Here is a 14,358-nt window from a genome sequence, read left to right as displayed (position 1 = left end):
TTTATACAGAACAATTGATGATTATATCAGCGTCGTGAGGGATGCCAACCGTGAAATTTCCACGTGCGGCAGAAGACGGCTATCCGGGGTAGTCATCAGATCGGCATTTTCCGGCTTGATCCAGCAGGCCTGCATGCCGCAGCGGATCGCCCCGGCGACGTCCGTGGTCAGGTCGTCGCCCACGTGCAGGATCTCACCGAGCGGCAAATCCAGTTTTTCCGCTGCCAGATGATACATATCGTTGAACGGCTTCGAGCGTCCGTGCGGGCCCGCGCGCAGCACGAACTGAAAATAGTTCCCCAGACCAAACAGTTCAGGCTGAGCGTTGCCGTTGGTGATGGCCACCAGCGGCCACTTTTCGGCGAGCTTCGCCAGCGTGTCGTGGGTCTCCTGCGGCACGTCGATCCGACTGCGCCATTTGGCGAAGTTTTCCATGGCCGCTTCGGCCCCCGTGGCCGCATCCTGCGCGCTCAGGCCGGCGTTGAGCATCGCCTGCTCAACCGCACGGCGGCGCCATTCGGTCACGTCGTGGTAAATCTCCGGTTCGGTTTCCCGCAGGGACTGACGCAGCTTCTGGAAGTCTTTGTTCTGCATCGCTTTCAGCGCAGGATGGTAGTTCTGCACAAACGCCAGCGACTCCTGCTCAGTACGCAGGATCACCGGACGATTGTCGTAAAGGGTGTCATCAAGATCAAACGTCAGGGCTGAGATCTGACCGAGTGGGCGGTAAAAACGCATTATTTCCCCCGTTTGGCGCGTGGATGCGCCGCGTCATACACCGAGGCAAGGTGTTGGAAGTCTAAGTGGGTATAGATTTGGGTGGTCGACAGATTCGCGTGACCAAGCAGCTCCTGTACGCCGCGCAGGTCGCCGCTTGATTCCAGCATGTGCGTCGCAAAGGAGTGGCGCAGCTTGTGGGGGTGAACGTGGCTGTTCAGCCCCTGCTTAATGCCCCACTCCGCAAAGCGCTTCTGCACGTTACGCGCCGAGATCCGCTTGCCGAGTTTCGACAGGAACAGCGCATCTTCGTCGGCGCCAAACAGCCCGCGAAGGTCCAGCCAGTGCTCAATCCAGGAGACCGCATTGCGGCCGATCGGCAGGCGGCGCTCTTTGCTGCCCTTGCCCATTACCCACACCTCGCCGGACTCCAGATCGAGGTGCTTTAAGTCGAGGTTCACCAGCTCAGAGAGACGCAGGCCCGCGCCGTACATCACCTCCAGCATCGCGCGGTCGCGCACGGCCAGCGGATCGTTAAGATCGATATCCAGCAGGCGGTTTACGTCGTCGACGTCGATATTTTTCGGCAGATGACGCGGGGCTTTCGGCGTGGCGATCCCTTTTGCCGGGTTGGCTTTCAGACCGCCCTGACTGACCAGCCAGTCGAAGAAACTGCGCAGGGCAGAGAGCCGGAGCGCCAGGCTCGCCGGGCTGAGATTTTTTTTACGGCTACGCACGACGAACCCGCGTACCGTGGCGGCGTCACATTGTTGCCAGCTTTTCAGGCCGATTTCATCGGCAATCTGCATGATGGCATCAAGCTGACGCTGATAGTTGAGCAGCGTAATAGGGCTGAGCTGGCGTTCTACGCCCAGATAGCGCAGAAAGCGGTTGACGTCAGTGGCGAGCAATCCGTCCGTCATACGCGCTCAATCCAGCGCTCCAGCAGCTCAGGCAGCATCAGGGCGATCTCCTGCAACAGTTGCGTGCCCTGCCCCTGTTCATAATGATGCGCGTCGCGGCTGGTAAATAACATCACGCCCAGGTCACCATCGCGCCCCATCAGCGACATCGCCACCGAGCCGATAGCTTTGGCTTCCGGCAGCACCACCAGCAGTTCTGGCCCGTTCAGCGGCCCCAGATAGTGGTGCTCATGGCCCAGACGCTGAATGCGCAGCGGCTCAAACGCCTGGCGGCTCAGCGCCAGATGGGTAAACCCGGACGGCGCGCCAATGCGCCAGCGGTCAGGGAAGAGACGGATCGTCGCGCCTGCCAGCCCCAGATCGCGCGCCCAGCGGTGGAAGCGGTTGAGGAACTCTTCGAGACTGTGCGCGGAAGCCAGACGCGCCTGAAGGTGCAGTAGACGGTAGAACAGGCTTTCGTTATTGCTGGCCTGCTCCATCATCAGCGTCATGTTCTCTTCGAGCTGATTGATGTGGTTGCGCGAGCGCGCCATGTGCCATTCAACCAGCGACACGGTCTCGCGAACCGGATGCGGCACGCGCATCCGTTCGACGACGCGTGCATTGCGGATAAAAAACTCAGGATTGTGCAGCAGGTAATCCACAACAGCGCTGTCGTCCAGCTCCGTTACAGGTTCCCGCAGTTCTTCCCCTGGTTGCTTCATAGATGGATAAACCCGTCATAAACATGTGTCGCCGGGCCAGTCATGTACAGTGGATGACCCGCTCCTTTCCAGGCGATATCAAGACGTCCGCCCGGTAATTCCACGCGAACCTCTTCTGCCAGTAACCCCTGTGAGATACCGACGGCCACCGCCGCACAGGCACCGCTTCCGCAGGCCTGGGTTTCGCCCGCGCCGCGCTCGTAAACCCGCAGGCGAATGTGTTCACGCTTCACCACCTGCATGAAACCGATGTTCGCCCGCTCCGGGAAGCGCTCATGGCTTTCCAGCACCGGGCCGAGCGTTTCAACCGCCGCGGTTTGCACATCATCCACCTGAATCACGCAGTGCGGGTTACCCATCGAGACGACGCCGCACAATACTGTCTGCTCGGCGGCACGCATAATATAGGTCTTTTCCGCTTTGTTGGCGCGAAACGGCACGGCAGAGGGGTCGAAGTTTGGCTCGCCCATGTTCACGCGCACCAGTTCGTCGTCGGTGACGCTGAGCACCATCCGGCCGTTGGCGGTGCTGACGCGGATATCGCGCTTGTTGGTCAGCCCTTTCAGCCGAACAAAGCGGGCAAAACAGCGCGCGCCGTTGCCGCACTGGGAAACTTCGCTGCCGTCGGCGTTAAAAATGCGGTAGTGAAAGTCCAGGTCAGGATCGTAAGGCGGCTCCACCACCAGCAGCTGGTCAAACCCCACGCCCACGTGTCGATCCGCCAGGCGACGGATCAATTCCGGGGAGAAAAAGACATTCTGCGTTACCGCGTCGACGACCATAAAGTCGTTGCCAAGGCCATGCATTTTAGAGAACTGCATCATTTGCTCCATTGCGCGGGTACAGAACGTAATTGTCAGAGATTGACCTGAGTCGGGCCGCCGTTATTGCCGCGATCGTTGGTATCCGGCGTAGATGACTCGATACCACTTTGCACCGGTTTTGTCGGCGGTGGTGCGTTTTTATCCTCTGGCGGGAAGTACAGTGGTCCCTTCAGTCCACAGCCGGTCAGGCTAAACAGAGTGACAAGAACGACAAGCGTTCGGAAGACGTTTTTCATGTAGAGGTTGCCCGTAAGTTCAAATCTGTTTCTATCATCGCAGGAGAAGACACAAAAGCAAGAGTTTGCAGCTTTCCTGCAACGGGAATTATTTAGCGTTATACTGCCGCCATCACGAAAAACAGGAATAAAACCATGAACGACAGTGAATTTCATCGCCTTGCCGATACCCTGTGGATGACCATCGAAGAGCGTATCGACGACTGGGACGGCGACAGCGATATCGATTGTGAAATCAACGGCGGGATCCTGACCTTAAGCTTCGAAAACGGCAGCAAGATTATTATTAATCGTCAGGAGCCGCTTCACCAGGTGTGGCTGGCGGCGAAACAGGGCGGCTATCACTTTGATCTGAAAGGTGACGAGTGGGTCTGTGATCGCAGCGGCGAAACGTTCTGGGATCTGCTGGAGCAGGCGGCGACGGCGCAGGCAGGCGAGGCAGTGAGTTTCAGGTAGTTGCGTTGCCCGGTGGCGGCTACGCCTTACCGGGCCTACAACGACTCAAACCGTAGGCCGGGTAAGCGTCAGCGCCACCCGGCGAAAAGCCTCAGGAAAAATACTGCTGCAACAGCGGCGCAGTTTCCTGGTTAGCGGGCGCCGCCGGGGTAATCGCCTGCGTACGGAACGGGATCACCTGCGCTCGCCCATCCACATTCACAATCTGGTAGAACTGCGGCAGGTTGAAGTTGATAAAGCTTGAGCCGTAGGTAAAGCGATCGTGCGAGGACGAATAGAAGCGGCTGACGTCGCGCACCAGCTCCTCTTTGCTGCCTTCGCAGTGGTGATACACCTCGGCACGGTTGGTTTCATCCAGAATGTAGATGTTAAACCCGGCGTTATCGCCCGACTCTTCGAAGAAGAACTGAATAATCCCTTCACTCGCAAAGCCATCCACCACCTGCGGCAGCTTAACGTGGTTGGTTTCCACCTGAACCGACAGGCCATGCAGTTTGTTGTGTGAAATCGCGCCGTAGAATTCAATGGCGTTTTCCAGCTTCTGCACCGACACGTTCAGGCGCTCAAAGAACAGCCCCCAGGTCTGGCCGGAGACGCGCAGCGCTTTAAAGCGCCCGGTTTCCTGTCGGGTGCTGGAGAGACGCAGTTCGATGCACTCAGACACCAGCTGCTGAACGCGGGTACGAATCAGGCCGCGCAGGTGCTGGCTGTAGCAGAACACCTCCACGCTGTCCGGCGGCGCGGCGTCCTGGTGCATCTTGCCGAGGATCGTTTTCAGCGCCTCGATCATCGCCTGCTCGCCGTTAAAGTGCAGGGTACGCACTTCGTTCCACGAGTTGCGGTACAGCAGATCCACGCTGCCCACCAGGCAGTTTTGCTGCTCGCCAAAGCTAAAGACGTCCAGCTTGCGGAAGTCAAAGTGAACGACCTGATTGCGGAAGGCCGCCGTCGGGTCGTATTCCAGGTTGACGATGATCGCCAGATGGCGAATCTCACACGGGCTGTAGAGCGCTTTTGGCGTCGGCGCAGGCAGACGCAGCGGGAAGTGGTGCGAGACATCCGCCACCATCTCCTGCAACTTGGCTAAATCGACCACCTCGTTGCCTTTGATAAACAACCGGGTACGTGAAGTGAGAAGGCCGTTAAACCAGGCCCAGGCCACCAGCTTGTTCAGGTAGCGGTTATACTCCAGCGGCTGATGGCTGATGATCGAATCCATGCTTGGCGCACGGTTGTACAGATACCACCCGGTGCGGTTCGCGCGGCCCGGCGGCACGTAGATAAAGGTCAGATTCGGTTCAGACAGGTCAGGCGAAATCTGTGGGTTAACCAGCGTTACCTTGCCCGGCAACGCTTCAAACGCGGCGTACAGTTTGCGGGTCAGCACCCCGATATCCTGTGGGCTGGCAGAAACGCTAAGGTTGTTACGGCGGGCAAAGCGGATCAGGTTGCGGTAGCTCTGCATCATCGCATCAAGCAGTTCGTTGTGCGCCTCACGCACCTGATCGATCTTCCAGTTGGCGCGGTTGTCGAGCATGGCGAGACGCTCTTCGTCCCATCCCCACTCTTTGACTAACTGGCTGACGACTTCACGACGCCAGCCCACGCAGGCGCGTTCGCGGCTCAGTTTTTCACAGACTTTGAGATAGAAACATCGACGCACCAGGTCAAGACGCGTGGCGTCCTCAATGGCTGTCAGGTATTCGGTGACGCGTTCCAGCATCATGCAGTAGGCATCAAGACCGTAGGAGACGATCTCCCCGTCGTGCAGACGCTGTTTAATATCTTTCGCCAGCAGGCGCGGCGTGGGGTATTCCCAGGAGTAGGCTTCCAGCAGCAGGGTTTTCAGCACCGCTTTGTACGGTGAATCAATGCTCTTATAAAGCTGCCAGAGGCTTGCGCCAAAGTACTCTTCGGCGGACAGGGAGCTCAGGCCGCCCAGATCCAGCCACTCGTTTGGCGTCAGAACGCCCTGCGAGTAAAGCGACATGACGTAGTCGTCATAATTCTCTTCTTCATCGCACGGCACCATATTCCACAGAATACGTTTCCCGGCCAGGCGAACGGCAGTACGGTAAAACTCATCCAGCAACAGGATGTGCTGAGTCGAGCCGCAGTCTTCACCACCCAGACTGCCGCTTTCGTTATGGCGGAAACGGTTTTCATCAATCAGGAAGAAGCTCACTTCCACGCCGAGCGACGCCGCCCAGCTCTCCAGCAGGCTGCATTTACGCTGCAACAGCTGGCGCTCTTCATTGTCGAGCCAGGACTGATGGCAGACCCAGATATCCAGGTCAGAAGAGCAACTTTGCCCAACCGATGACGTGCTGCCCATGGAGTAAACCCCGGTAATCGGCAGCTCGCCTTTCGGCGAATCCTGCGGCGGCATACCACGGTAGAGTTCAAGTTCAGTCAGGTAATGCTGTTGGGTTTCATCAGGCGTGAAGAGGCAAATGCCCTGGGGAACGTTACCATCAAGGTAACCCGGCATCAGCGGATGGTGATAGTGCAACAATGTTGGCAGTAGACTGTATACCTGCTGGAAAGCAGGGCCCATGGCAGCAAGCGCGCGATCCACACGCAATTGATTGATGGCATCCAGTCTCTGTTTCAGAGTCTCAATATAGAGGTACAAGACGTATCGCCTGATGTTTCCGGGTGTCGCACGCCAGTCAGAACACAAAAAGCAGCGGACCCGCAGTATTTCAAAAAATAACCGTTACCCTTTTTTCGCCTTTTGCTTTTCTGGTGGTACAGACGAAAAAATGGTCTAAAACGTGATCAATTTAACACCTTGCCGGTTGACCGTAAAGAAAGATGCGCTACATACAAGTGTAGCACCGTTCTTGACGTGTAAATTCCTGAATACGGCGATGGCTGACGAGTACGCCGCCCTGTCCCTCTCACTCTTCATCAACCGTAAAACTGCCATCCGAGTGTCAACAATGTTAGGATGGTTAGCGATTGATAATGACGGTAACAAGCATGTTAGACAATGTTTTGAGAATTGCCACACGCCAAAGTCCTCTTGCACTCTGGCAGGCACATTATGTTAAGCAGCGCCTGGAAGCCTACCACACCGGATTACGCGTTGAACTGGTGCCAATGGTCACGCGTGGCGATGTCATTCTGGATACGCCGCTGGCCAAAGTGGGTGGAAAGGGTCTGTTTGTCAAAGAGCTGGAGCTGGCATTGCTTGAGAACCGCGCCGATATCGCCGTGCATTCGATGAAGGATGTGCCCGTTGAGTTCCCGGAAGGGCTGGGGCTGGTGACCATCTGCGAGCGCGAGGATCCGCGCGATGCGTTTGTCTCTAATCGCTATGACTCGCTCGATGCGTTGCCAGCAGGCAGCGTGGTCGGCACGTCAAGTTTACGCCGCCAGTGTCAGCTGGCTGAACGTCGCCCGGATCTGGTGATCCGTTCGCTGCGCGGGAACGTCGGCACACGCCTTGGCAAGCTGGATAACGGCGACTACGATGCCATTATTCTTGCGGTTGCGGGCCTGAAACGCCTGGGGCTGGAAGAACGCATTCGCGTCGCGTTGCCGCCGGAGCTGTCGCTGCCCGCCGTCGGCCAGGGTGCCGTCGGCATTGAGTGTCGTCTGGTTGATGCGCGCACTCAGGCACTGCTCGCGCCGCTGAATCATGACGATACCGCCGTTCGCGTAAAAGCCGAGCGCGCGATGAATACTCGCCTCGAAGGAGGCTGTCAGGTGCCAATTGGCAGCTATGCTGAATTAACTGACGGTGAGCTGTGGTTGCGTGCGCTGGTTGGCGCGCCGGACGGCTCACAGATGGTTCGCGGTGAACGTCGCGGCAAGCCGCAAGATGCCGAGGCGCTTGGCGTATCGCTGGCGGAAGAGCTGCTGAATAACGGCGCGCGTGAAATTCTGGCTGAGGTCTATAACGGAGAGCCCCCTGCATGAGCATACTTGTCACCCGCCCTTCTCCCGCAGGAGAGCAGTTAGTGAGCCGTCTGCGCGCACTGGGGCAGGTGGCCTGGAGTTTTCCGCTGATTGAATTCTCCCCCGGTCGCGAGCTGCCTGAGCTCGCTGACCAGATGCGTCTCTTACAGGAAGGCGATCTGCTCTTTGCGCTGTCGCAGCATGCCGTGGAGTTTGCCCATGCGCAGCTGCAACAGCATGCCGTTAGCTGGCCTCACGCCCCCCGCTATTTCGCCATCGGGCGCACCACGGCGCTGGCCTTACATACCGCGAGCGGAATCGATGTTCGTTACCCGTTAGATCGGGAAATCAGCGAAGTCTTGCTACAATTACCTGAATTACAAACCATTGCCGGAAAGCGCGCGCTCATTTTGCGCGGCAACGGTGGCCGCGAACTGCTGGGCGAAACGCTGCGCGAACGCGGCGCAGACGTGACGTTTGTGGAGTGCTATCAGCGCTGTGCGAAACACTATGATGGCGCGGAAGAAGCAATGCGCTGGCACGCCCGCGGTATTAATACGCTGGTGGTCACCAGCGGTGAAATGTTACAACAGCTTTGGTCGCTGATTCCGCTTTGGTATCGCGAAAACTGGTTACTCCGCTGTCGGCTTCTGGTCGTCAGTGAGCGTCTGGCGAACCACGCCCGGGAACTGGGCTGGCAGGATATTCGGATCGCTGAAAACGCCGACAACGATGCGCTGCTGCGCGCATTACAATAACTCTCAAATGGGAAGCCATAATGACGGAACACGAAAAATCCTCCGCCGTGGTTGAAGAGACCAGGGAGACTGTGGACACCACGTCACAGCCAGAGACGACAGACACAACCGTTGAGAAGAAAAACGGCAGCAACAAAACCAGCCTAACGCTGAGCGTGATTGCCATCGCGATTGCGCTGGCCGCAGGCGTGGGACTCTACGGACTGGTGAAGAAACAAGGCACCAACCAGACGGCCACCAGCGACGCGCTGGTTAACCAAATCACTGCCCTACAGAAAGCGCAGGAGACGCAAAAAGCTGAGCTGGAAGGCGTGATCAAACAGCAGGCTGTCGCCCTCGCCGACGCGAACAGCAAACGTGAAGAGTTGACCAAACAGCTGAGCGAAGTGCAGGAAAAAGTCGCCACAATTTCGGGAACCGATGCCAAAACCTGGCTACTTTCACAGGCCGATTTTCTGGTGAAACTGGCCGGGCGCAAGCTCTGGAGCGATCAGGATGTCACCACCGCCGCCGCGCTGCTGAAAAGCGCCGACGCAAGCCTGGCGGACATGAACGATCCGAGCCTCATCAACGCTCGCCGCGCTATTACGGAAGATATCGCCAGCCTGTCCGCGGTTTCTCAGGTCGATTACGACGGTATCATCCTTAAGGTGAATCAGCTCTCGAACCAGATTGATAACCTTCAGCTGGCCGATAACAACGACGATGACTCCCCGATGGATTCTGACGGCACCGAGCTGTCCAGCTCCCTGAGCGAATGGCGTATCAACCTGCAAAAGAGCTGGCAGAACTTTATGGACAGCTTTATTACCATTCGCCGCCGTGATGAAACTGCCGTGCCGCTGCTGGCGCCGAACCAGGACGTCTATCTGCGTGAAAACATCCGCTCCCGCCTGCTGGTGGCTGCCCAGGCCGTACCGCGTCACCAGGAAGAGACCTACAAACAGGCGCTGGATAACGTTTCAACCTGGGTACGTGCTTACTACGATACCAATGACGCCACCACGACCGCGTTCCTTGAGGATATCGACAAGCTGAGCCAGCAAAACATCACCATGAACGTGCCGGACAAGCTGGAAAGCCAGCCGATTCTGGAGAAGCTCATGCAGACGCGCGTGCGTAACCTGCTGGCCCAGCCGGGCGTTCCGGCAGAGCGTCCGGCTGAAGCACCTGCCGCCGCGCCAGCGCCTGAAAGCGCGCCGCAAGGAGAGTAATGATGCTAAAAGTCTTCTTACTCTTCATCCTGCTGATCGCCGGGATTGTACTGGGGCCGATGCTCGCGGGTCACCAGGGTTATGTATTGATCCAGACCGATAACTACAATATCGAAACCAGCGTAACAGGGCTGGTAATTATTCTGATCCTGGGTGTGGTCGTTCTGCTGGCCGTGGAATGGCTCCTGCGTCGTATTTTCCGTACCGGCGTACATACGCGCGGCTGGTTCGTTGGCCGTAAGCGCCGTCGCGCCCGCAAGCAGACCGAGCAAGCGTTGCTGAAGCTGGCCGAAGGCGACTATCAGCAGGTTGAAAAGCTGATGTCGAAAAATGCCGACCATGCAGAACAACCGGTTGTTAACTATCTGCTGGCCGCTGAGGCGGCGCAACAGCGAGGCGATGAGGCCCGCGCCAATCAGCATCTTGAACGCGCGTCTGAGCTCTCTACTAAAGATCCGATTCCGGTTGAGATCACCCGCGTTCGTCTGCAACTGGCGCGCAATGAAAACCATGCCGCCCGTCACGGCGTTGACCGTCTGCTGGAAATTACCCCTCGTCACCCGGAAGTGCTGCGTCTGGCTGAGCAGGCATATATTCGGACCGGTGCCTGGGGCTCGCTGCTGGACATTATCCCTTCCATGGCGAAAGCCGACGTGGGCGATGATGAACATCGTGATGAACTTCAGCGTCTGGCCTGGATTGGCCTGATGGATCAGGCGCGCGCCGATCTCGGCAGCGACGGCCTGAAAACCTGGTGGAAAAACCAGAGCCGCAAAACGCGCCAGCAGGTTCCTCTTCAGGTGGCGATGGCAGAACATCTGATTGAGTGTGACGACCATGACACCGCGCAGGAGATCCTCCTCGACGGTCTCAAGCGACAGTATGATGACCGCCTGGTGATGGTCATCCCGCGTCTGAAAACCAACAATCCGGAACAAATTGAAAAAGCACTGCGCCAGCAGATCAAAACCGTGGGCGATCGTCCGCTGCTGTGGAGTACGCTGGGCCAGTCTCTGATGAAACACGGCGAGTGGCAGGAGGCGAGTCTCGCCTTCCGCGCCGCGCTGAAGCAACGTCCGGACGCATTTGATTACGCCTGGCTTGCTGATTCGCTGGACAAGCAGCATAAGCCGGAAGAGGCCGCAGCTATGCGCCGTGATGGGCTGTTATTGACGTTGCAAAATAACGGAACGCAGCAGTAATTAACAGGAGGCCAGATGGCTTCCTTTTTTACGCCCATAAAAAAACGCCTGCTATAAAAGCAGGCGTTAAAACAGGTCTGTAAGACAACATATTTGGTGCTTCACTCAACGTTGTGTCCATGGTGTCTGATGAGGCCGAAGCGACATCTGTCAGTGGACGATAAGCACCGTAAACGGCTCTGCGTCATTCCTGAGTTTATGAGGCCTTAAGGCGAACATAAGAGATGGAATGAGCATCTACACGCATATTATTGCATGTAATGTGCCAGGTTTACACGCAGAACTTTTACATCGCGCAACATTTTAAGATAAAAGGAAATTATGCTGTTAAGAACCGCCTGAAGCCATACAACATCGCGCTGAAGGCGGCGATATGTCGTCACCAGGAGACAGGTTAAGAGGTAAAATAATAAATTCTTTAATATTAAAGGGTTATATGTCGCTGAATCGCGACAAGGATATAGAGTGTTGTCGGGGAAAGGCTACAGGATAAAAAACGCAGAAAACAAAAAACCCCGCCGAAGCGGGGTTCAAAATTGGTCGGCGAGAGAGGATTCGAACCTCCGACCCACTGGTCCCAAACCAGTTGCGCTACCAAGCTGCGCTACTCGCCGATGTACTGCTTTTTTGAATTTTTAGTTCAACTCATTAAAAGTCGTGGTGCGAGGGGGGGGACTTGAACCCCCACGTCCGTAAGAACACTAACACCTGAAGCTAGCGCGTCTACCAATTCCGCCACCTTCGCAATTCACAACTCTTTCAATAATGGGGTGGCTAATGGGATTCGAACCCACGACAACTGGAATCACAATCCAGGGCTCTACCAACTGAGCTATAGCCACCACTGTATTCTTTCACGCGGTTCTGACTACTTCTCAGACCACCGCAGCTCTAGCGCCGGGACTAAAATGGCGCGCCCGACAGGATTCGAACCTGAGACCTCTGCCTCCGGAGGGCAGCGCTCTATCCAGCTGAGCTACGGGCGCTTAGCGCCGTTGCGGGGCTGGATATTACGTACCTCCGTCCCCGCTGTCTAGTGCTTTTTTGAAAAAAATGCGCGTTTGGTTATGGTTTGCACATTTTGCCGCTTATTCCTCCACTTTATGGGCGGAGCCACGGCGACCCAGGCCAAAAAGTTTATATGCAGCTGTGACGGCAGCCAGGAAGATCATCCCGACAAACAGCGACATGCGGGTATCTTCATTAAAGTACATTCCAATTAATACGCAAATCAGGAACGCCATCGTCAAATAGTTCGCATACGGGAACAGAATGGAGCGGAACGGATGGCTGGCGATCGCTTTTTTGTGCGCCTGTCGGAAACGCAGCTGGCTAATCAAAATGACAAACCACGGTACCATTCCCGGCAGCACGCTGGCGCTATAGACGTAAACAAACACGCGCTGCGGATTCGGGATGATGTAGTTCAGGCAAGAGCCAATCAGCAGAATCACAATCGACACCGCTACGCCCGCCACCGGTACACCCACGCGGGAGACTTTACCCATCACCGCCGGCAGCTGTTTGTTTTGCGAGAGCGCGTAAAGCATACGCCCGCAGCTGTACATCCCGCTGTTACAGCCGGAGAGCGCCGCCGTCAGCACCACAAAGTTGATAATGGCGGCCGCCGCCGTGATGCCAATCTTAGCGAAGGTTAAGACAAACGGGCTGCCGGTGGTGCCGATCTCGTTCCATGGGAAAATGGTCACGATAACGAAGATCGCGCCCACATAGAAAATCAGGATACGCCACAGCACCTTGCCTACCGCGCTACGCAGCGTGACCTGCGGGTTTTTCGCCTCACCTGCGGTAATGCCGATCAGCTCAACGCCCTGATAAGAGGCGACAACGATACAGAGTGCGGTCAGGAAGCCTTTCCAGCCGCCGGCAAAGAAGCCGCCGTGTCCGGTCAGGTTACCGAAACCAATCGCGTGCCCGCCGTTACCGAAACCAAAGAAGATGACACCCAGACCCACAACAATCATCACGATAATGGTGGTGACTTTGATCATCGCAAACCAGAACTCGATTTCACCGTAAAGGCGAACGGCGGCAAGGTTCGCCAGCGCCACAAGCCCTACGGCGATGAGCGCGGGTATCCACTGGGCCATCTCCGGGAACCAGAACTGCACGTAGACCCCGATGGCGGTGATCTCCGAAATCCCGACGGCCATCCACATAAACCAGTACGACCAGGCCGTGAGATAGCCAAAGAACGGGCTCATATAACGGTGGGCGTAAACGGCGAAAGAGCCCGTTACCGGCTCCAGAAACAACATTTCGCCCATTGAGCGCATGATGAAGAAGACGAACAGCCCGGCAATAATATACGCCAGCAGGACGGAAGGCCCCGCCCATTTCAGCGTGCTTGCCGAGCCCATAAACAGGCCAACGCCGATAGTCCCGCCCAGCGCGATCAATTCAATATGTCGAGCTTCCAGCCCACGCTGAAGCTCCGGTTTTTTCTCTGCCATAAATCCTCGGTTGTGTTTGCTGTTTCCCGACTTATTGCCGGGTATTGTTTTGAGGGGTACTGAAATACGGAGCGAATGGTTTCTTAAATTCTGGCAAATGGCAAACAATGCATTAAAAAAATGAATGCATTGTACAGAAATCCAGCAGTTTTACAGGGGGGGCTGCAGCGCGAACAGCAGATCGCGCTGCATATTGATTACATTTTCCCGGTGTAGTGCCAGGCGAGGTAGCGCAGCAGACGAATCTGTCGTTTGATACGCGTCGGTTGAGAGAGCAGGCGGTAGAGCCACTCCAGCCCCAGGTTTTGCCAGACTTTGGGTGCCCGCTTAACGTGGCCGGTAAAGACGTCGTAGGTGCCGCCAACGCCCATATAGAGCGCATCCGGGCTGACCAGACGGCAATCGCGCATCAGAATTTCCTGCCGCGGCGACCCCATGGCGACAGTGACAATTTTCGCCCCGCTGTCGCGTACGCGCTCATATAACGCCTGGCGATCTTCCGGCCTGAAATAGCCATCCTGGCTGCCCACGATGTTAACATTCCACTGGCTACGCAGCTTTTGTTCGGTCTGCGCCAGCACCTCTGGTTTGCCGCCAATCAAAAATACCGGCGTGCCTTCAGCGCCTGCGCGTTCCATAAGTCGCTCCCAAAGGTCAGCACCCGCCACGCGAGACACATTAGCGTCAGGAAACTTTTTACGAATTGAACGCACCACGCTAATACCGTCGGCATATTTAAACTCCGCGGCTTCAATCAGGCTTTTCACTTCCGCATTATCTTCAACCGCCAGCATTTTTTCTGCGTTGATGGCCACCAGCGTGCCCGATTTCATCTGCCCGTCCGCGAACAGGAAATCCAGCGCGTGTTGCATGTCACGCCAGCCAATAAGCTGTAGCCCACGCAGCGCATAACGCGGGGCTGAAGTTGTATCCGTCATGATAAT

Annotated in this window: 13 protein-coding genes and 4 tRNA genes; 5 read left to right on the top strand and 12 right to left on the bottom strand. The window is 56.5% G+C overall.

Annotated features, from left to right (window positions below; translation table 11 throughout):
* Positions 1 to 21: 21 nt before the first annotated feature.
* From yigB to lptM, 5 genes are read right to left on the bottom strand one after another with little or no spacing between them, the layout of a single operon-like run.
* Entirely contained in the window at positions 22 to 738 is a 717-nt protein-coding gene (gene yigB / locus ACWKXX_RS13210) for a 5-amino-6-(5-phospho-D-ribitylamino)uracil phosphatase YigB (protein WP_015570005.1), read from the bottom strand.
* Positions 738 to 1,640 carry a tyrosine recombinase XerC gene (gene xerC, locus ACWKXX_RS13205; protein WP_015570006.1) on the bottom strand — a complete coding sequence of 301 codons (903 nt, stop codon included), beginning with the start codon at positions 1,638 to 1,640 and terminating at the stop codon, positions 738 to 740. The genes yigB and xerC overlap by 1 nt, the downstream gene beginning before the upstream one ends.
* Positions 1,637 to 2,344 carry a DUF484 domain-containing protein gene (locus tag ACWKXX_RS13200; RefSeq protein WP_261665828.1) on the bottom strand — a complete coding sequence of 236 codons (708 nt, stop codon included), beginning with the start codon at positions 2,342 to 2,344 and terminating at the stop codon, positions 1,637 to 1,639. Before ACWKXX_RS13200 ends, xerC begins: the two co-directional genes overlap by 4 nt.
* Positions 2,341 to 3,165, bottom strand: coding sequence for a diaminopimelate epimerase (dapF, locus tag ACWKXX_RS13195; RefSeq protein WP_017383590.1), 825 nt, complete (start codon positions 3,163 to 3,165; stop codon positions 2,341 to 2,343). Before dapF ends, ACWKXX_RS13200 begins: the two co-directional genes overlap by 4 nt.
* Before the next feature lie 35 nt (positions 3,166 to 3,200).
* The gene (lptM, locus tag ACWKXX_RS13190) at positions 3,201 to 3,404 is read right to left on the bottom strand and encodes an LPS translocon maturation chaperone LptM (protein ID WP_003860815.1); all 204 of its coding nucleotides are present in this window, start codon (positions 3,402 to 3,404) and stop codon (positions 3,201 to 3,203) included.
* A gap of 135 nt (positions 3,405 to 3,539) precedes the next feature.
* Between lptM and cyaY the strand changes: the two genes are divergently transcribed.
* A complete protein-coding gene (gene cyaY, locus ACWKXX_RS13185) occupies positions 3,540 to 3,860 on the top strand; it encodes an iron donor protein CyaY (protein WP_006812374.1) in 321 nt (106 codons plus the stop codon).
* Between the two features lie 91 nt (positions 3,861 to 3,951).
* Here the strand turns inward: cyaY and cyaA are convergent, their stop codons facing one another.
* Positions 3,952 to 6,495 carry a class I adenylate cyclase gene (cyaA, locus tag ACWKXX_RS13180; protein WP_017383591.1) on the bottom strand — a complete coding sequence of 848 codons (2,544 nt, stop codon included), beginning with the start codon at positions 6,493 to 6,495 and terminating at the stop codon, positions 3,952 to 3,954.
* A 350-nt stretch (positions 6,496 to 6,845) separates the two neighbouring features.
* Between cyaA and hemC the strand changes: the two genes are divergently transcribed.
* The 4 genes from hemC to hemY are packed head-to-tail and all read left to right on the top strand — an operon-like array spanning position 6,846 to position 10,940.
* A complete protein-coding gene (hemC, locus tag ACWKXX_RS13175) occupies positions 6,846 to 7,787 on the top strand; it encodes a hydroxymethylbilane synthase (RefSeq protein ID WP_261665829.1) in 942 nt (313 codons plus the stop codon).
* Positions 7,784 to 8,524: a uroporphyrinogen-III synthase gene (hemD, locus tag ACWKXX_RS13170; RefSeq protein ID WP_017383593.1), complete on the top strand. Its 741-nt coding sequence runs from the start codon at positions 7,784 to 7,786 to the stop codon at positions 8,522 to 8,524. The genes hemC and hemD overlap by 4 nt, the downstream gene beginning before the upstream one ends.
* 20 nt (positions 8,525 to 8,544) lie before the next feature.
* Positions 8,545 to 9,738 carry a uroporphyrinogen-III C-methyltransferase gene (gene hemX, locus ACWKXX_RS13165; protein WP_047726383.1) on the top strand — a complete coding sequence of 398 codons (1,194 nt, stop codon included), beginning with the start codon at positions 8,545 to 8,547 and terminating at the stop codon, positions 9,736 to 9,738.
* Positions 9,739 to 9,740: 2 nt separating this feature from the next.
* Positions 9,741 to 10,940: a protoheme IX biogenesis protein HemY gene (gene hemY, locus ACWKXX_RS13160; protein WP_026080629.1), complete on the top strand. Its 1,200-nt coding sequence runs from the start codon at positions 9,741 to 9,743 to the stop codon at positions 10,938 to 10,940.
* A 537-nt stretch (positions 10,941 to 11,477) separates the two neighbouring features.
* Here hemY and ACWKXX_RS13155 read toward each other — a convergent pair.
* The 6 genes from ACWKXX_RS13155 to wecG all read right to left on the bottom strand — a co-directional run bounded on the left by ACWKXX_RS13155 (position 11,478) and on the right by wecG (position 14,352).
* Positions 11,478 to 11,554: transfer RNA gene (locus ACWKXX_RS13155), tRNA-Pro, on the bottom strand.
* 44 nt (positions 11,555 to 11,598) lie between these two features.
* A tRNA-Leu gene (locus tag ACWKXX_RS13150) sits at positions 11,599 to 11,685 on the bottom strand.
* Between the two features lie 21 nt (positions 11,686 to 11,706).
* A tRNA-His gene (locus ACWKXX_RS13145) sits at positions 11,707 to 11,782 on the bottom strand.
* A gap of 67 nt (positions 11,783 to 11,849) precedes the next feature.
* A tRNA-Arg gene (locus ACWKXX_RS13140) sits at positions 11,850 to 11,926 on the bottom strand.
* 102 nt (positions 11,927 to 12,028) lie between these two features.
* Positions 12,029 to 13,414, bottom strand: a complete 1,386-nt coding sequence (gene thrP, locus ACWKXX_RS13135) for a bifunctional threonine/serine APC transporter ThrP (protein ID WP_017693946.1) — start codon at positions 13,412 to 13,414, stop codon at positions 12,029 to 12,031.
* A gap of 197 nt (positions 13,415 to 13,611) precedes the next feature.
* On the bottom strand, positions 13,612 to 14,352 hold the full coding sequence (gene wecG / locus ACWKXX_RS13130) for a lipopolysaccharide N-acetylmannosaminouronosyltransferase (RefSeq protein WP_015570015.1): 741 nt from the start codon (positions 14,350 to 14,352) through the stop codon (positions 13,612 to 13,614).
* Between the last annotated feature and the right edge of the window lie 6 nt (positions 14,353 to 14,358).

It is taken from the genome of Enterobacter sp. UPMP2061 (assembly GCF_053709615.1).
This window is presented reverse-complemented; position numbering and strand designations above follow the sequence as displayed.